Annotated in this window: 21 protein-coding genes and 1 tRNA gene; all 22 read right to left on the bottom strand. The window is 42.7% G+C overall.

The genetic code is table 11. The features are described from left to right. Positions 1-343 (bottom strand): hypothetical protein (locus C0979_RS11440; protein ID WP_101696118.1); only part of this gene is annotated, 343 nt, incomplete at its 3' end. A gap of 23 nt (positions 344-366) precedes the next feature. Next, the gene (locus C0979_RS11445) at positions 367-1182 is read right to left on the bottom strand and encodes an H-type lectin domain-containing protein (RefSeq protein ID WP_101696119.1); all 816 of its coding nucleotides are present in this window, start codon (positions 1180-1182) and stop codon (positions 367-369) included. Between the two features lies 1 nt (position 1183). After that, on the bottom strand, positions 1184-2173 hold the full coding sequence (locus tag C0979_RS11450; protein WP_101696120.1) for a hypothetical protein: 990 nt from the start codon (positions 2171-2173) through the stop codon (positions 1184-1186). Continuing rightward, positions 2158-3006 carry a hypothetical protein gene (locus C0979_RS11455; RefSeq protein ID WP_101696121.1) on the bottom strand — a complete coding sequence of 283 codons (849 nt, stop codon included), beginning with the start codon at positions 3004-3006 and terminating at the stop codon, positions 2158-2160. Before C0979_RS11455 ends, C0979_RS11450 begins: the two co-directional genes overlap by 16 nt. Beyond that, complete coding sequence (locus C0979_RS11460) at positions 2999-5341, bottom strand: phage tail tape measure protein (RefSeq protein ID WP_101696122.1); 2343 nt, start codon at positions 5339-5341, stop codon at positions 2999-3001. Before C0979_RS11460 ends, C0979_RS11455 begins: the two co-directional genes overlap by 8 nt. 203 nt (positions 5342-5544) lie before the next feature. Next, entirely contained in the window at positions 5545-6150 is a 606-nt protein-coding gene (locus C0979_RS11465) for a Gp15 family bacteriophage protein (protein ID WP_101696123.1), read from the bottom strand. Next, a complete protein-coding gene (locus tag C0979_RS11470) occupies positions 6147-6608 on the bottom strand; it encodes a hypothetical protein (RefSeq protein WP_101696124.1) in 462 nt (153 codons plus the stop codon). Before C0979_RS11470 ends, C0979_RS11465 begins: the two co-directional genes overlap by 4 nt. Positions 6609-6654: 46 nt before the next feature. After that, positions 6655-7149, bottom strand: a complete 495-nt coding sequence (locus C0979_RS11475) for a phage tail tube protein (RefSeq protein WP_101696125.1) — start codon at positions 7147-7149, stop codon at positions 6655-6657. A 19-nt stretch (positions 7150-7168) separates the two neighbouring features. After that, entirely contained in the window at positions 7169-7603 is a 435-nt protein-coding gene (locus tag C0979_RS11480) for a hypothetical protein (RefSeq protein WP_159459880.1), read from the bottom strand. Further along, entirely contained in the window at positions 7555-7962 is a 408-nt protein-coding gene (locus C0979_RS11485; protein ID WP_101696127.1) for a minor capsid protein, read from the bottom strand. Before C0979_RS11485 ends, C0979_RS11480 begins: the two co-directional genes overlap by 49 nt. Further along, positions 7955-8296 (bottom strand): putative minor capsid protein, encoded by a 342-nt coding sequence (locus tag C0979_RS11490; RefSeq protein WP_101696128.1) that lies wholly within the window; start codon positions 8294-8296, stop codon positions 7955-7957. Before C0979_RS11490 ends, C0979_RS11485 begins: the two co-directional genes overlap by 8 nt. Continuing rightward, on the bottom strand, positions 8293-8682 hold the full coding sequence (locus tag C0979_RS11495; RefSeq protein WP_101696129.1) for a head-tail connector protein: 390 nt from the start codon (positions 8680-8682) through the stop codon (positions 8293-8295). Before C0979_RS11495 ends, C0979_RS11490 begins: the two co-directional genes overlap by 4 nt. Positions 8683-8703: 21 nt before the next feature. Beyond that, entirely contained in the window at positions 8704-9570 is an 867-nt protein-coding gene (locus C0979_RS11500) for a phage major capsid protein (RefSeq protein WP_242962702.1), read from the bottom strand. Positions 9571-9584: 14 nt separating this feature from the next. Further along, positions 9585-10205, bottom strand: a complete 621-nt coding sequence (locus tag C0979_RS11505) for a hypothetical protein (RefSeq protein WP_101696130.1) — start codon at positions 10203-10205, stop codon at positions 9585-9587. Positions 10206-10256: 51 nt separating this feature from the next. Then, the gene (locus C0979_RS11510) at positions 10257-10541 is read right to left on the bottom strand and encodes a ribosomal-processing cysteine protease Prp (RefSeq protein ID WP_242962703.1); all 285 of its coding nucleotides are present in this window, start codon (positions 10539-10541) and stop codon (positions 10257-10259) included. A 71-nt stretch (positions 10542-10612) separates the two neighbouring features. Next, a complete protein-coding gene (locus C0979_RS11515) occupies positions 10613-10903 on the bottom strand; it encodes a hypothetical protein (protein WP_101696132.1) in 291 nt (96 codons plus the stop codon). A gap of 47 nt (positions 10904-10950) precedes the next feature. Next, the gene (locus C0979_RS11915) at positions 10951-11109 is read right to left on the bottom strand and encodes a hypothetical protein (protein WP_159459881.1); all 159 of its coding nucleotides are present in this window, start codon (positions 11107-11109) and stop codon (positions 10951-10953) included. Positions 11110-11111: 2 nt separating this feature from the next. Beyond that, positions 11112-13007: a phage minor capsid protein gene (locus C0979_RS11520; RefSeq protein ID WP_101696133.1), complete on the bottom strand. Its 1896-nt coding sequence runs from the start codon at positions 13005-13007 to the stop codon at positions 11112-11114. After that, positions 12964-14454, bottom strand: a complete 1491-nt coding sequence (locus C0979_RS11525; protein ID WP_101696134.1) for a phage portal protein — start codon at positions 14452-14454, stop codon at positions 12964-12966. Before C0979_RS11525 ends, C0979_RS11520 begins: the two co-directional genes overlap by 44 nt. 11 nt (positions 14455-14465) lie before the next feature. After that, positions 14466-15776: a PBSX family phage terminase large subunit gene (locus C0979_RS11530; RefSeq protein ID WP_159459882.1), complete on the bottom strand. Its 1311-nt coding sequence runs from the start codon at positions 15774-15776 to the stop codon at positions 14466-14468. Continuing rightward, positions 15751-16260: a hypothetical protein gene (locus C0979_RS12050; protein WP_200816267.1), complete on the bottom strand. Its 510-nt coding sequence runs from the start codon at positions 16258-16260 to the stop codon at positions 15751-15753. Before C0979_RS12050 ends, C0979_RS11530 begins: the two co-directional genes overlap by 26 nt. Positions 16261-16294: 34 nt before the next feature. Beyond that, positions 16295-16368: transfer RNA gene (locus C0979_RS11540), tRNA-Met, on the bottom strand. Positions 16369-16415: the final 47 nt, after the last annotated feature.

Below are 16415 nucleotides of genomic sequence, written 5' to 3' on the forward strand. Positions count from 1 at the left end.
TCGTCAGCTCTGCGACCGCCATCTGCATATCCGTGTTTGTTTTATCTATAGTCTGTTCTGCACTAGCAAGACGCTCCTCCACGGATTCTCCTACTTTGTTAACTACAACCCCGTAGATTTTCCCGGTGTACTCTTCCGTCCTGTAGAACTCGGTGTAGTTCTCATACTCGCCAATCACCTGCCCCCGTTCCGTCACAGTCATTCTTGCTGTCTTGACAGGATCCGTAAACAATTCCCGAAGCTTCTCCGGCGTTGTTCCAGCAACCAGCACCTGCAGACCACCGCCAAGCTCTGTAGCTTTTTGAATTGTAATCGTAGTACCATCGTTAAATTTTAACTGCATGTTTCTCCTCCTTCCTAATGCACTTATAATTCCCGTTTCCCAACTGCGATCCACGACACGTTGAATTTTGATCCGGACAATTGTTCATTCCAACAGCAAACCTTCAAAACGCACCCTGTTTTTGAAACACGACCAACCTGAGCAAATATATTAGCCTCCAGGCTGTTGTTGTTGTCTCCATTCGAGACAGTAGCTGTCACATTTGGGATCTCTGCATAAGGCACCGGGAATGTAATATTCTTGATCGCAAAGTAACCATTGGCGTTTGGAACCAGCTCTGTACCGCTTTGGATCAAATTGCTATTTAATTCATCAAACTGCTTCTGCAACTCTGACATATTGCAGAGAAGTTTGAACAGAGGCTCTACCGCTACAATATTCAGTCCCTGCAGCTTAACCCTGTATAAAGCCATATTATGAAGTGTTGCACCACTCCGAATATCCCCAGTCGGAACAACTGGATCCGAAGCAGTCCCACTGCTTGCAGTCCCTTTGATAACTGCAAAAGATGTTTTCTCAACCTCAGAACTTTCATCCTTCTCATATCTTCGCACGATAATATCGTTTCGGTTCATCCCTTGCGCTCCATTTGCTATCGTAACATCTGCATAATCATTCGCTGCCATTACATCGCGTCGCCCCTGAATTACGAAAACAGCATCGAAAATCCGGATACTGTTGTTTGTAAGGATCTGCGCTTCCGCACTTCTCCCACCCTCAAGAACGTAATCGTCCGGACCATATAATCCTTGATTTGCAATTCCTGTTTGAACTTCCGTTATATGAGGTCCGTCCGCAAAACCATCCATTAAAGTTGTCTCAATGAACTGATTCGCCATTTTATGTTTCTCCTTTCAATTTGTAATCGATTGTTACTCTGCCTTTCCCTGTGACAGTTACAATTTTTCTTACAACCGGCTCTGCCATGTAGATACCTGTAATTCTTTCGCGGCCTCCAACAATATCCCCCAGCTCCAAATCCATATCAGATACCGATATCTTCAGCTGTTTGTAATTCATCAAGTCTAAAAACTTCTCTCGCGCCTCTTCTTCCAATTCCTGCACTGTATCAGGGGTTGTATTTTCGTAGTACTGTTCTATAAGATCTATACCGGTATAATACTGCTTCTTCTGTATACTACCATCTGGCCAAGCATACAGATCCACTCTTTGACGCGCCGCCTCTTCGCCTTTCCCATAACATATCAAATGATTCACGCCGTTCTGATAGTCCAAAATATTAAGTTTCACGTTTCCGTCTTCACTGATCTCTATCTGCTCAGAATGATCCACGATTGGCTTTGCAGACAGTTCCACATAGCCTTTATCATTTGCGTCTCCAAGTTTGTATTTGATTTCCAGCCGTGCATTCTGATCCTCTAAAGCTGCATTAAATGCATCCAGCAACATACTCTGAAGCGGAACTCGATAATTTAATACAATCCCGCTGTTCTCATTGGATGCACTGAATATCTCGGTCAATCCAAGCTTGGCAAGATTCTCCTGAATGACGGCATTTGCCTCTCCTTTTAGCGTAATATATGTATTACTTCCGGGATTGATCGCTCTCTGATTCAAAATCCCCCGCCAGGTCGGCCCCTTTAATTTGATGATCTTATCTTCTGTGACTGGATTGAGTGCTCGGATCAGACCGCCGTACTCTGTCCCCTCTGCAAATACACGACAATTTTTCCGATTCCGATCATCCTTAAATAGCTTTTCTTGAATCTTGATCTCAAAATCATTATCTGTGCCGATAACAAATTCCGCTCCACAGTGCTCAAGAGGTCCCTTTTCTCTGCCAAGAGTATCCGTTACGGTAAAGTCCATCTCGGCGTCCCCCTTTCATTGAATAAGATAATATCGAAACCAAAAGAACCATTCCAAGAGACAATACTTCTGCCAGGCGGAATCTTTCGCCAAATCTCACTATCTTTGTTCCTGCTGTTATAAATATCCTCCTGCGTACCATCCTCTTTAACCTTCACAATCTTCCTGTCTTTGGAATACCGTGTACTGGAATCGATCACAGCGTATTCGCCAGCATATAGAGTAGTCTGCAATTCATAGACATGCCCTGCGATACGAATAATAGGATTGATGCAAGGCCCATATATCGTCATCTTGAAACCGCTGCTCGTGTAGTTACTATTCTGTATATACTGCAGCGTCCTTACCTTCCCATACTCATACGGATAATCGTACGGAAATTCAAGCCAAGGGGACATTACTTCAGATTGCTCTGCTTTTAAGAATTCAAACTTTTCTTCTGTGATCCAATACGGGTAGTCGCTTTTGATAGTCAGCTCATTACTTATACTGCATAGATCATTTACCCACCTGTCTTTGTCTGTCCCAATGATCCAACACTTCATATAGCTATTACCAACATAAAGTCTTCCAGGCGTCACATTCACAATATCCTTTTCTGTAATATCCTCCAGCCGGTCTACTGCTTCCTTAAAATCTTTTTCAGATACCGCTGATATATCAATCTGCAAAGAGTAATCTGTGATCTTTTTCTCCCAGTCCTGAATATGATCGTTCTCCTCTATTTCTTCGAATTCACTATTAAAAATATCTCCGCCATTGACCATATAAGGCCAATGGCATAATTCAATTCTTTCCCCGTGCGTAGCACCTACATAGCTAATATCATACATAATCAATCAAATCCTTTATCAATCTCGCAAAGATACGATCGTCACACTTAAATCCAACGCCTGACCGTACCAATGAATCAACAATACACGTTCCCAACTTCTTATAATCTATCTGCTGTCCACTTCCTCCGGAAACTGTTACGTTGATACCATCCGATTTCCGATCTAACATAGATACCATACCCTCAAGTCCACCGTAAGATCTAAGTAGGTTTGCCTCTTCCTTTGTGAGTACCCACTCCCCTTCGTCGAGAAACGCCGGGAACATGTCACTCGGAACATAGTCCAAGCCAACCTTCAATCGGCTCATCTTTGGAAGGCTATAAGAGTTGCCACCGACGCCAGGTACCCAATCAGGGATTGTTATAGTCCCAATACTGGAAGCCAGGCCATTCCAAGCGTCTACAATCGCATTGAGTGGGGCCTTGAAGATATCAGCCAGACCGCTAACCGCTGTCCGGAAAATCTCTTTGACATTTTCCCAAGCGGCCTTCCAGTTTCCTGAAAATACATTTTTCACAAAATCAATCAAATTCCGAAAAATTGTTGTAACACTGGTGATTGTTGTGGAAGCTCGAGTAAAGAAACTATTAAACACCGACTCGATTATGGGCAACAAAACAGTGGAAAGTGCATTCACGACAGGTAACACAGCTGAGTTCATAAAATCCATAAATGCATTAATAAGAGGTTGGATTCCAGAAGCCACCAAGTCAATTATTGGAGTCAACAAATCTGTCACGATCTGTAGTAAAGGACCTATGCATTCTGTCAATACAGGCAATACAGATTCTGCTAAAGTGGAGAGCAACGGGATCAGCGCTTCGCCTAACGGCACCAATAACAATTCCGCATTTCTCTTCAGTTCTTCGAACTGAGAGCCAAGATCATCGTACTTTACGTCCTTAATTTGGTTCATTGCGTCAGATGTGTTATACGCGCCCTCTTCAATATCCGCTAACGCAGAAACCGCTTCGGGTCCAAGATCTTCCCACATGGTTCCCATTAAGTCAACACCGGCGGTGTTTTGTTCAAGCGGGTCTTCCATAGAAGCTAACGCTTCAAGTGTTTCGTCAAAAGCCTCTTTAGCCGTATCTCCTCCGGCAGCAAACTTCTGAGCCATTGTATCCGCATCAAGTCCAAGTAATTCAAATCCTTCTCGAGTGGTATCTGACCCATCAACTACACGGATAGACATTTCCTTGACGGCATCACCGACTTTATCCAAGTTAAAAGCCCCGGACTCAGCCCCTTTTTCAAAAATGGAAAACATATCTTCCGCATCAAGTCCCATCTTTCCAAACTGGACGGAATATTCAGATATACTGTCGAGAAGTTCTCCAGAGTAGTCTAAGCCGTTTTGCGCTCCGGAAGCTATCAAATTCATCGCTTCTTCGCCAGATGTGCCAAAGTTATCCATCATGGCTTTCGCTGCTCTGGTAGACTCTGGGATGTCATAACCAAACGTGTCACGAAGAGCAAATGCAGACTCTGTTACATTTTGCAGATCCACATCGTCCATATCGCCCAGCTGTTGAACAACAGTTCCCATAGCTTGGCCAATATCCTCAAAGTTTTCTCCGTAGTTTCCAGCGTAGATGTTCTCCATTACCTCTTGGTAACGTTCGGACTCCTCAGTTCCCTTTCCTGTCATTGCAATAAAGCTGTTCATGGCGCTGTTCACATTATTCGCAGCACCAACAGCTAATGCACCGAATCCTACAACTGCCGCGCCGGTTCCTACTGCTGCTAAAGACGCGCCGGATAAACCTGCTGTCAATTCGCCCATTTGCCCCACAAGAGGGACTGCACTACTTGCTGCATCCGTAAAGGATGTTTTCAACAGATTCCCTATGTTTCCTGCTGCTGTGGCTCCGTCTCCACCCCCGAGAGCGTCACTGAGTTTTTCTCCGAGATCATCTGCGCTGGCTGACAAATCATCAAGACCTTGTTTGGCATCCGAAACATCTGCCTTTACATCCACATCTATGCTTTCATCTTTGCTTACAGCTTTTATCTTCGACTCTGCCTTTGATGTATCAGCATCCACATCAATTTCCTGATCTTTAACGTCAATACTAGACATTGCCTTTTCCGCATCCTGTCCAGCTTCTTTCCATGCATCAGCCACTTTATCTGCAGCCTTATCTGCATTTTTCACAACCTTGTCAGACTCTGCTTTGATGTCTTTTGTCTTCTGCTCTTCAACTTTTACAGTATCATCTGCAGACTTCTCTGCAGCACGCTTCACTTTTTTATTTGCTTGCTCAAGATCCGCTTCCACTTTGCTATCGTCAGCACGTATCTCATACGTTACGTCGCCTTCATTAGCCATATCATCACTCACCTGCCTCTGTATTTATCGCCGGCACAGTGGCACAACATGGCGTCATATCTTTATTTCAAATTCTTTTCTGCATGTTTTATTTTTGCATTTAAAAAAAAGCCCTTCACACCGTGCGTCCGTAACAAAAAAGATGTTTTGTTCATGGCCACAATAAGGACACCTTACTTTCTTTACATTTTTACCGTCTGCAATCAATGTTTTGCCATCCCTTCCAACGTAGAGAACAACAGATCAAGACCAGTCTGTCCACCTCCACCTTTAATCGGTAACGCATAATAGGACTTAAGCTCTTGTATTTCTTGAATCTGTTCCATGTTCTTCCCGTTATATTTCGGGATATCCATATCTCGGATCCGCATTACCTGCTTAATTTTGGTATCTGAACCAAGACCATTAAACAGCCACAAAAATTTCTTCCAAGAGAGTTTTCCTTGCTGGTCTATCAGATCAATACCATATTCCTGCATAAAAGAGGCATAAATATAGTCGCTATCTTCTTCAAAATCAAGAATCGGACATGAACTCTTCCTTTTCACATCTGGTCTTCTTTTTACTTTTATAAACTTCTTGGTTATTTCATTTAAAAGCTCTATTTTCCGTTCCGGAGAAAACAATCTTAAATTCCAATGGTTTATCACAAGCATTTCCAATGAAGCGCATACCTTTTCATAGTCTGTAAGCTCATCCTCTGTATAAAGCTTCTGAATTTCTAGAACAACATCAAACGAAGCATTGATTTTAAGTTTGCCTTTTTCCGTGTATAAGATGTTATTCGGGATCTCTGTGATCACATTCATTTTTTCATCATCCTTTTGATAGAACGCTTCTGTTTTCGATTATACTTGCTTAAGATATCTCGTTTATTATCCTGTGTTATTTTCCTTAAATCTGGAAGAACAACCGTCGCAATGAACGGGATAACTTCTGCGGACATTGCTGCATAATCGTTTCTGTAGAATTCCAAAATGGTTTTCGTGTCCTCAGTCCCGAACACAGCCTCGATCAAATCAACCACAGCTATGCCAAGTTTCTGATATGCATTCAATAACTCTTCGTGGTTCAAACTGGCATCCGGAAATTTCATTTTGCTCACTTCCTTATCAGCTTTAAGCAGATCTATATACTTCTTATTCATTTTTTCAATACAGCTACCCGGATCCAGCGCAACTAAAATCTTATGCTCTACATTCCCGCTCTCATTTACAAGTTCAAACTCTTGTGTATACTTTGCTTTTCTATGTGCTTGATATGCCATTCTCTATGCTCCTTTCAAAATAGAATAAGAGTGACAATCGTCACCCCTATTCTGTCGTACCGATAGCCGGTCTCCCGTTTCCGTGGATTGTAACCGTCAACGCATTAACGGCTCCGGAATCTCCGTATGCCGGTGTAATGTTTGCAATTGTAATCGGCCAAATAATGATTTTCTTACCTTTCTGCAGCTTCAGATGGTTCTTTCTAGCGTTTCCAAGTTCATACATCACCTTGTCACTAAGAAGATAATCACAGGCTTTATCTCCTGGCTTCACATCTCCCGTCAACGTGAGTGTCATCTGAGCCCCTGTAACCTCTGTGCTGCCCCATCCTTTATCTGCATAGTATGTGGCCTGATACAACACCTCATTCAAGCTCTGTGCCATATTCTTCGTGAGCGCTGCAAGAGACGCCCATGTAGCTGTTGGAGTAGATGGCTCTGCCACATTAATAAAAGCCTCTGTCTCGTAGTTCATTTCCGGTGTAATCGTATTATCCGGAAGCTCTGGCTCTGCAAACATCTGCAAATTAATTTTTTCCATTCTGCTCTTCTTCCTTTCTTTAATAAAAAACTTTACAATTTACAATGCAGGAAAAATGATAAACACCATCTTCGTCTCTGCCTATTTTATTCGGTTCTTTTGCAACACTAGAATCCAACCACTTAAAGCTTTTTGCTTCCGGATATTTTTTTAAGCGCTGCAAATAGTTACTTATAATACACAATTGTTCTAGACCTTCCTTCTGATTTTTGTTTCGACACAAAAATAAAACCGGAAGAACCTTTTCTGTGCTCTTATCATAATACATACCCTCTCCAAAACCTTCTCCAAGCTCAGCATATATGCCTCCATTTTTGGGTAGCTCTTTCAGAGAGATTGTGGTTCCGATATCACAGTTTTTCTCGACTGTGGATACTAACAGATCTAATAACTCGGTTTGTGGTGTCATTTGTTTAGCCCCCTTTTCAATGCTGCCTGGTATACCTTCTTCCACTCTTCCCCATGCACTTCCTTTGCATATTTCGCCCATTCTTCACGGGCAAGGGCAGACGTAAAGGATAGTTTCTCAGGTCCATAGGTACGAGTAGTCGGGTTCCCATACATCACATCCCCATGCCATAAGTACTGCGCATAAGGCGTAGACCAACGCATTTTAAACTTAAAGTCCTGTGCCTTCTGGTCACTGTGTGTTAAGCCACTGTTTTCTAATGTGTGCTGGTCTTTCGGTACATACTGACTCACATCCTGCAGCGCTTGGTTTCCCATCACCGTCAATGCATCATTCATGGAGGCTTTGATAAGCGCTTCCGCCTTTCGTTTGTCAAATGTCACACGAGTGCTAATCTTAGACATGCCTTACCAACCCCAACTCCCAGTGATGCAGTTTCTTCGCATCGTATAGCGGCTCGCATACTTGAACCTTATACATTTCTTCATTTACCAGGATAATATCATCCACCGCAAACACCATACCTTTCGGACGGCTGTTCCGGCAGTCATAAAAGAGTGTAGCTGCTAGCTGTACTTCAGCATTATTTTTGTCGCGGATGATCTTCTCTGTCGGTTCGATACGGATGTTGTCTATCTTCTGCCTATTCACAAGCGTCTCCGTTCCCCACCGGTCTGAATCTGTAGATACAGCATGCACTGCCTCGTGGATCAATAGTTTTTTCGGAATCGATCTCATATTGTTCCACCCCCTCTATACAGCAATCCGGTAGGTGCAAGTATCCGGAGAGTACGTGGTGCATATATGGATTGCTCTGTGCTCCCATTTGCACCGGACGCCTTTGTGTAATTAAACTTTCCAAGCCCTGCGCTCTGCAGATCCGCACCGTTATCCATATCAGCTCCACCATTTGCGTCTAGATATTCAATCTGTGCACACACAGCCATCTTCACCCGTTCTTGCACAGTTTCCGGCATATTAAGGACAGTGACCGGCGTAACCCTGTACATGGTCATTTCCTCAATAAGTTCTTCTGCCCTCATACAAAGAGAAGGGAAGTCGGCATCATCAACCGGCTCCCCTTTAAATGTTCCAACATAATATTCTCTATCTACATAAGGCATTTAACCGCCCCCCCTAACTGCTTACGCATGCTTTTTAAGCGTTACAGTCGTAGGTCTGGAAACCATCATGCCATATACCCTACGTCCCTGTACAGCAGATGCACCGATGTGTTTACCGTCCTTCAGATCATTCACAGTCACCGGCACCATCCACTCATCAACAAAGTGGCAGAAGATCCTGTTTCCGATAATGTACTCGACTTTTGTGGTATCCGCAATATTGTTAGTCTCGTAAACATCGAGACCCGCGATACGGCCAACACGTCCGTTCTGAACTACATTATCACCGAGATCAGATGCCTTAATGAATTCAGGGCATTTCAGTAACAGAGCATATGTCTCGTTTGTAACGGCAAGCCACATCTCTTCCGGTTTGAGACCTTTCTTCTTCAGTGCTGCAACTTCATCCACAACAGAGTCGTAGACGGTGTCTTTTGTAAGAGCAGTTGTGTTTGCAGCAGCTGTGCCTTTTGTAGTAAGTAACGTAATCAGGTCGGTGTCGAAAGATACACCCATTGCATACCCTGCAGAGTCCAGTCTGTCAGCTACAAGATTGTCCGGAACAGACGCAGCATCAAAGCCGTCAATAAGCTCGTTGACATATTTGTCTTTGTCGATATTCATTGTCTGATAAGTAGTCGTTCCATCAGACAGAGAACCACCGGCAGACTTATCATAATCTCCCACTTTCACCTCAGTGTCTCTCACTGGTACTTTTACCGCTCCGGCGGTAGGCGTACCTTCGTAGCGTGTATTAAACAGGCTAGAAAAAATAGTTGTTTTTCTAAGTTTCGCAAGCACAAGATTAGAATATCTCTCCTGTGCTGCGTGGGCGAACAACTGTAAATCCATTGTCAATTTGTACTTCATAAAATCTTTATAATGCATACTTATAATCTCCTTTATTTCTTCAAGTCTGGGTTCAATTCATAGAATCTCTTTTCAACACCACTCATTTTCTTTGGTGTTTTTCCGTTCTGTCTCTGCCCCCATGATTTTCCTTTGGTTTCGTCCTCATCTTCGTACGGATCCGCGGCACCCTTTTTGAATTGAGGATATTTTTTTACTACTTTTTCGATAGCATCTTCAAGGTCAAGATCTTCGTCCGCTTCCATGTAAGCTCTGGCCAAAGCTGTTACATCATCAACAGCGTCTTTTGACACGCCAGCTTCATAGCATGCAACCTTCGCCTCTAACTTAGAAGCTTTGCTGATTGCTTCAGCTTTTTCTGTATCTTCCTTGATGCTTTCTCCGGATTCTTCATGCCCGTCAGGTTTCTTCGTAGACTTTTTCTGCTGTTCTCTCTGCCACTTGCGCTTTTCTCTAGCAAGGCGTTTCTTTACAGTCTCGTCCACATCTTTTTGAGTAAATTTCTTTTCCTCTTCCCCGTCTTCGTCCGACTCATCGTCGTCCTGGTCGTCACCGTCGCCGGAATCTTCTCCGTCAGTTCCACCTTCATCTTCTCCAGCAAATAACTGTAGATCAAGTGTCTGGTATTTTTTCTTCATGTTCATGTACTTCATTTTTAGTACCTTCCTTTCCTTAAGCCGTTTAACGCCCGTTCGGCGACCGTATTACTGTATTTGTACGTATTCCTCTCCATAAGCGTCTTGAATGTCACTTACGGCAATAAAAAAAGAATCAATCAGCAGCTTTCCCTGTTCTGAAAGATTCCCATATTCTATCTTAACGTGCCCGCTCTCTGCTTCTGTAGATATCTCATCATCCGTCAGGGCATCTAGCGAATGTAACAAGCCTTGCGCTAATGCCGACACAGCAGCACACACAATATCTTTTCCAAATTCCGCATATCCAGCATGACCATCTATAGACAAGCTATTTTTACGGATCTTTACCACAATCAATCACATCACTCCTTTACTGTTCCGGTCATTCCCTGCCGGTGGGAGATCATTGGATCACCGCCTTTCTACTTTTCAAAAAGTTCCGGATTATCCTTCTGTAACATGTAGAACGCATTGCCAAGCTTTTCAACTTGTTTTTCTTTCAGCCCAATGCTATAGATTTCATCCATAGCATGAATCAACTCATGAAGAAGAGTAGATTTCTTCTGTTCTTCCTTTGCATCTACGTTTAAAAAAATTTTTTCCGGAAGATAATGAATCTGTCCGTATAAATCTCCACCGTTATCGTGCAGGTTTGCAGTTTCTTCCACTGTATACTCCTTATACAGTACTTTTATTTTTCCAGGTATCTTCATACACTCGTCCCTCCCTTCTTAAAAATGGGTATAAAAATACCACTGACCTACTGATCAGCGGCACTATTTCTTTCTTTTAATTGTTTTAAGTAATTTTTAAAACTTTCCTTTGCTTCCCTTGGAGCGTCTTCTCTAATCTTTGGCACGAGGCCATCAAAATAAAACCAATTTTCGTTAGACATCCAAAACATATCTAAAACTCTCATAACTATACCTCCCGTAATAATCTAAGGTACTCTCTGGTGAACTTGGTTGATTTATACTTATCCTTTGCAAGAACTTCAGATGTAATCTCGTTGTATTTCGTCACTTTTACTCTTCCTCGCAGAATGTCATCTTCATAATCACCATTATATGAGATTGAGTATGATGATACGTTCTTTTTGAGATACATCAACGCTTCAGAATCACTTATACTTCTGTTGTAAATATTATAATATGCCTTCTTTGTGATTTCAATTCCTTTATTGCCTTTAATTTCAGATAAAATATGTCCAAACTCATGCACAGAAATATCATCAATGTCCTCAGAAGCAAATATTCCAGATTTTTTTATATTCTCTTCTGTGATATTCTTATCTCTTAATGCTTTTGCATTTAGTGTAATCGTTCTTCCTCTTGTTTGACCAAAATCTTCGTCTGGAAGATTTCCAACAGTAAGCGTAATCTTCTTTTTTGCGCTTTCCGGATATTCTTTTACTAGATCGCTTAGCTTGTCAACCTGTTTCTTGAGTATTCCAACATCACCATCAAACTTGCTCAAGTCGACAATATTAATTCCTTTATCCTTGGCGTAAGCCACTATCTCAGCTTTAGTTTCTTTTGAGATACTGTTAGTTTTCGTCATACTCCAATTCATGCCGTCATTAATATTTGCCATTTTACCTATGTTCTGCATGCGTTTATTTGCCGCAAATGCCTCCGCAGATATCCTCTTATCGAACCCAACCACCTGTTCACGGTCTTTTCTTCGATGTAAGTGATCGTGTTTTTTCACATAGTCTTTCAACTGTGCTTCTTTCGATTTCAACTTCACAGAAGCTTCCTCAAATGCATCAGGATCCCCAAGCTCATCAAACAGCATACACTCCCGTTTCTGCTTTCGTACATCACGTTCCAACGCTCTTTGTACTTGTGTCTGCTTATATAGACGATTGTTCGCATCCATATCTTCTGTTGGAAAGTATCTTTGAATATTCACCCCAGGAATAAAAGGATACTTATGATGCCCACAGTTAATTCCAAGGATTCCATCCGGTTCTCCGTAACTAGAAGAGTTCCAAGGATAATACCGTATCTTCCTTCCGTTTAGGTCTTCTGTATAACCACTTTCATTGTTCAGGTCAAATATTTTCCCCTGATCCTTTGCGCATTTGGGACGCGCCCCAGAATGGCTATCTATCTGGATCAGGTTCACTCTCATGTCTTCACATCTTGCAGTCTGTACTTCATTCGCCACACTTCCGGCAGTCGTGCGCATTGCCATGTTAACATAGGCTTCCGGCGTCCAGTTACGTCCTCGCTTATCAACAAAGCCCGTAATGCCCTTGTCATTAAACTGTCTGATTGTCTTTCTGAGTGCCTGCTGTCTGGACTCTGCACCTGTAATAACAGCACCAGTATTATTATTCATAATCTTCAGCGCTTCTTCTGCAGTGTTCTGAACAAGTGTTTTAAAAGCCTCTTGTGCTTTATGTAGCATCGTAGTATTCGTAAGATTCAAAGAGTCCTTTGCCTGTTTCCGAAGATTATGCATGACTCTCTTTACACTTTTACTTTTCTCAGCATCAACAACACCTATCATTCTTTGCCTGGCCATATATTGAAATCCGGGCTCTGTGTTTTTGATAGCCTCTTCTGCCATAGCATTCAGCATCCTCGAAGCTGCTGTCTGGCTAAGTCCGGACATCTGCGCAATTATCTTGATATTTTCTTTATTAAGCTTTCCAATCTCCGCAAGCTTCTGCATCAACCATCTATCTGTATCAATCAGTTGCTCCCAATCTCTGAGGTGCCTTGCAATATTCTGCATGAGTCGCGCTTCTAGATCTATGTAGACGCTATCTATCGTCTCCGCTTCCTGCTGGTTCTTCAGAAGATTCATCCTCTACCTCACCTTCCTCCTGATCCGGCTCATCAACTTCCTCTTCTTCAGCTTTTTCATCGTCTCCCATATCCGTCCAGTCCACGTCCTGCCCAGTGATCTGATTGTCTCCTGCAATCCTCTTCAACTCTTTTTCAGCTTCCGTTTCATCGCATTTGTTGATTTCCATGATTGCAGTAAGTTTAGACCGCAGACCTCCCTGCACAAGCTTTATATTCTTGTCGATGGTAGTGTTGGTATCTTCGATGATGGAATCGTCAAAGTCAATGGACACTTCTACCTCTTTTTCAGCGTCTAGAAATGCAATAGCCTCCACCATGTCTATTAATGCAGCATTAACTATAATCGCGTTCTTCTGCCGGTTCTGGTACAGATCAGACTTGTCTGATATAACCTCAGTAGCAGTTTTAACTCCGGATGAATCAAACTGATACCTGCCAGTTCCCAAACCTGTCTTAAGTGCAAGTACGTCCAAACTTCTTTGCACCGCAAGCTCATGCTCATTTGCCCTGATCGACATATCCACTTCTGTGAGTTTCAAATTGCTATCCCTATCTCCCGGCATTTGGTAATACACTGTATCGCTTGCATCGAATGCTGGAGCAGCCACACCGTCCTTTTCCATCTGTATTTTTGCAAAGGATATCGGGACCAATATTCTTTTTCTGCCTAGCACGAACTCATTCATGTATGAGTCATATACAAGATCGCATCCTTTCAGCTGATCAATCGCATTTGCAAATACAGACACGCCCAGTGGACTATCCAAATCAATGTTATTGCAAATATTCGGCGTAATAATCTGGAATAGTGGTTTATCATAGCCAGTTGATACCAATGGAATTACACCTTCCGGTGGGTCAAGTTCTTTGCTTTCTTTCCGGTCAATATACTTATTTTCGATATAATAATGTTCTGAATCCTCTTCATTATCAGATTTTCCAAGTCTGTGGATCTGTAAATAAAGAACTTCTTTCCCGTCAATCACCCGAACAGAGCCAAAGGCGCATTCTGTAATGTCTCCATTGTCCCAAGATAACGGGTAGATCATATCTGCACGGATATAGTCAATCATCACTTCTTCTCCGTCCAAATACTCTACGATAGCCCCTGTTCCGAGAGCAAATGCCGTCTCTATTAGCTGGTTAGCACGCACAAGGAAATTGTTGTTATCGAGCACTTCCTGTAAACGCTTTTCGTAGTTTCCTGCTTTTATCGCTACCTTTTCATTTAATAGCAGATTCGCCCAATCTTCACATACTTTCTTGGCCATTCCGAGCTTATACCGCTCTTCTTCTTTGGTAACGACACCATTGAATACTTTGTACTTGTGGAACTTTTCCACATCATTTTGATACCACTCTAACCACTCAAGGATATGGCTATAGGTCTCGTCCGTAGCTGTATTATATTTATTTTCAACCAACCACTCTCTTATCTCATTCATCAATCTCTCTCCTATGCTGCAATGTACAAGATGTCGCCCTGTACACTTTCAGTGCTATACTCCGTGCTGTCCAAGCTGTCCACGTTCATTAGTCCATCATCCAGTCGGACATCCATGTTCTTCTTTTTATCGTCGTAACAAGCGTTCTCAAAGGCTTCTATGATGTGCTTGCAGTGACTCATTATTTTCCACCTGTTCTGTGCAATCAGGCTGTTGTAAAATGCGATTCGGTCATTGATAGAACCCTTGATTGCGTTCTTAATCTCAATACCGACACGTGCCTGTACACACGCCATTTCCAATCCGGCAATAAGTGTCTGCTCAGCGCTATCACAGTAAGTTTCGTATACTTTATATTTGCTTTGAGCGCGCCTTACAAAATCTATGAAATCATCCTGAAGCCGTTTCGGATTAATCCGCTTCTTGCAATAATACTCATCCAGTACAACCACCTGTTTATACCCTCTCGTAAATCCCGTAAGGGTAAAAGAATGAGCCGACTTCGTTCCACCGAAATCGACTCCGATTGTCGCATATATAATCTCGTTTTCTTCCAGCCATTTCGGATCCACAAGATATTGTTTCACATTATCCGCAAATTGCTGATAAATCAGTCCATCCGCAGCAACCCACAATCCCAGAATAAAGCGCTTGTAGAATACACTTCCTGGACTCCACGCTCTGCGATATGCTTCCTTTCGATCAACGGATAATGTCAGGTTATCGTCCATCACAAAGTGCAATCTGTAAACACGCTTCTCTGTTGCCTTGTCTATGAATTCCTCTTTGATGTAAGCATGAGGTCCTTCTGGGTTACAGTTCATCCAGACCTTCCATCCATCTACAGAACATCGACCAATAGCCTGGTCAATGAAACTTCTTGGGAAAAGAGCTGCTTCATCAAGATATGCTCCGGCAGCCGTCAAGCCCTGCAATGCATCCTGTGCAGCTTCGGTATTGGCTCCATATAAGTAATACACATTACTGCCGATCTCTATCCTCGCATCGGTTCCAGAACGGATATAGGTGTAAGACCAGCCCCATGCTTCCAGTATCTGCAACATAGGCCTGACCACATTCTTCTTTAATGCGCCCATCGTCTTCCCTGCAAGGATAAATGATTCTCCCTCGAACATCTCTTGCGACCATGTAAGAAAGCCAATGATACAGGCTATCGTTTTCCCTGATCGAATGGATCCATCTGCAATCACAAAGTCGTTCTCAGAAGATACAAGCCCAGGCCTCCACCAATGAATAAGTCTTTGCTGTTGCTTTGAAAATGGTTTGAACTTAAACTTATTCGGCCTTCTCTTCGCTTTCATTCTCACCATCTCCTACATTGTCAAACAGTTCTTCCAAATCCTCCTGCGCAGGTCGCATCGCTTTCAAGAAGTTCTGTATATTCTCATCATTGCTATCATCGTTTCCAACTTCAAGATCACGGGCTCTCTTCGCACGTTCTGTTCGGATCCGTTGCTCTTCATCGTCTCTTTCCGTCTGATTGCTTTGTCCTGCATACTTAGCAATAGCTTCATACGCTTTCACATTCCCAGCAAGCCCCTCTTTTATCATTGCCATATTTAAAGCCGATTCTAAAGTACACTCAACACCAAGCGCCTCTAGAATCGGCTTATATTCTTCGTTGTCTATTTCTGCGGTAAGCAGCATATTTAATGTTTTCCGGAAGTCTGCTTTCCTTCGCCTTGCTTCTCCACTTGCTTTACCGCCTCTTATTGCAATCTCCCGTAGTTCCCCCGTGGTTCGATTGTCAAATCCTTTATCTTTTATGTTTTCATAACCTGCCACTTCACCACCTTCCAATCCATCTATTTTTTATTACTGGATACAGCAGGACTTGAACCTGCGACCGCCCGGTTATGAGCCGGATGCTCTCACCAACTAAGCTATGTATCCATATTTTTGCATGAGAAAAGCACCCCGGAGGGTGCCTCTTTATCATT

Source organism: Dorea phocaeensis, assembly GCF_900240315.1.
In the GTDB taxonomy this organism is placed as follows: Bacteria; Bacillota; Clostridia; order Lachnospirales; family Lachnospiraceae; genus Dorea_B; species Dorea_B phocaeensis.

What these genes read in the sequence shown, in the direction of transcription:
- C0979_RS11445 (WP_101696119.1), bottom strand. Translation starts at nt 1,182, where the DNA reads ATGGCGAATCAGTTCATTGAGACAACTTTAATGGATGGTTTTGCGGAC.
- C0979_RS11450 (WP_101696120.1), bottom strand. Translation starts at nt 2,173, where the DNA reads ATGGACTTTACCGTAACGGATACTCTTGGCAGAGAAAAGGGACCTCTT.
- C0979_RS11455 (WP_101696121.1), bottom strand. Translation starts at nt 3,006, where the DNA reads ATGTATGATATTAGCTATGTAGGTGCTACGCACGGGGAAAGAATTGAA.
- C0979_RS11460 (WP_101696122.1), bottom strand. Translation starts at nt 5,341, where the DNA reads ATGGCTAATGAAGGCGACGTAACGTATGAGATACGTGCTGACGATAGC.
- C0979_RS11465 (WP_101696123.1), bottom strand. Translation starts at nt 6,150, where the DNA reads ATGAATGTGATCACAGAGATCCCGAATAACATCTTATACACGGAAAAA.
- C0979_RS11470 (WP_101696124.1), bottom strand. Translation starts at nt 6,608, where the DNA reads ATGGCATATCAAGCACATAGAAAAGCAAAGTATACACAAGAGTTTGAA.
- C0979_RS11475 (WP_101696125.1), bottom strand. Translation starts at nt 7,149, where the DNA reads ATGGAAAAAATTAATTTGCAGATGTTTGCAGAGCCAGAGCTTCCGGAT.
- C0979_RS11485 (WP_101696127.1), bottom strand. Translation starts at nt 7,962, where the DNA reads ATGTCTAAGATTAGCACTCGTGTGACATTTGACAAACGAAAGGCGGAA.
- C0979_RS11490 (WP_101696128.1), bottom strand. Translation starts at nt 8,296, where the DNA reads ATGAGATCGATTCCGAAAAAACTATTGATCCACGAGGCAGTGCATGCT.
- C0979_RS11495 (WP_101696129.1), bottom strand. Translation starts at nt 8,682, where the DNA reads ATGCCTTATGTAGATAGAGAATATTATGTTGGAACATTTAAAGGGGAG.
- C0979_RS11500 (WP_242962702.1), bottom strand. Translation starts at nt 9,570, where the DNA reads ATGCATTATAAAGATTTTATGAAGTACAAATTGACAATGGATTTACAG.
- C0979_RS11505 (WP_101696130.1), bottom strand. Translation starts at nt 10,205, where the DNA reads ATGAAGTACATGAACATGAAGAAAAAATACCAGACACTTGATCTACAG.
- C0979_RS11515 (WP_101696132.1), bottom strand. Translation starts at nt 10,903, where the DNA reads ATGAAGATACCTGGAAAAATAAAAGTACTGTATAAGGAGTATACAGTG.
- C0979_RS11915 (WP_159459881.1), bottom strand. Translation starts at nt 11,109, where the DNA reads ATGAGAGTTTTAGATATGTTTTGGATGTCTAACGAAAATTGGTTTTAT.
- C0979_RS11520 (WP_101696133.1), bottom strand. Translation starts at nt 13,007, where the DNA reads ATGAATCTTCTGAAGAACCAGCAGGAAGCGGAGACGATAGATAGCGTC.
- C0979_RS11525 (WP_101696134.1), bottom strand. Translation starts at nt 14,454, where the DNA reads ATGAATGAGATAAGAGAGTGGTTGGTTGAAAATAAATATAATACAGCT.
- C0979_RS11530 (WP_159459882.1), bottom strand. Translation starts at nt 15,776, where the DNA reads ATGAAAGCGAAGAGAAGGCCGAATAAGTTTAAGTTCAAACCATTTTCA.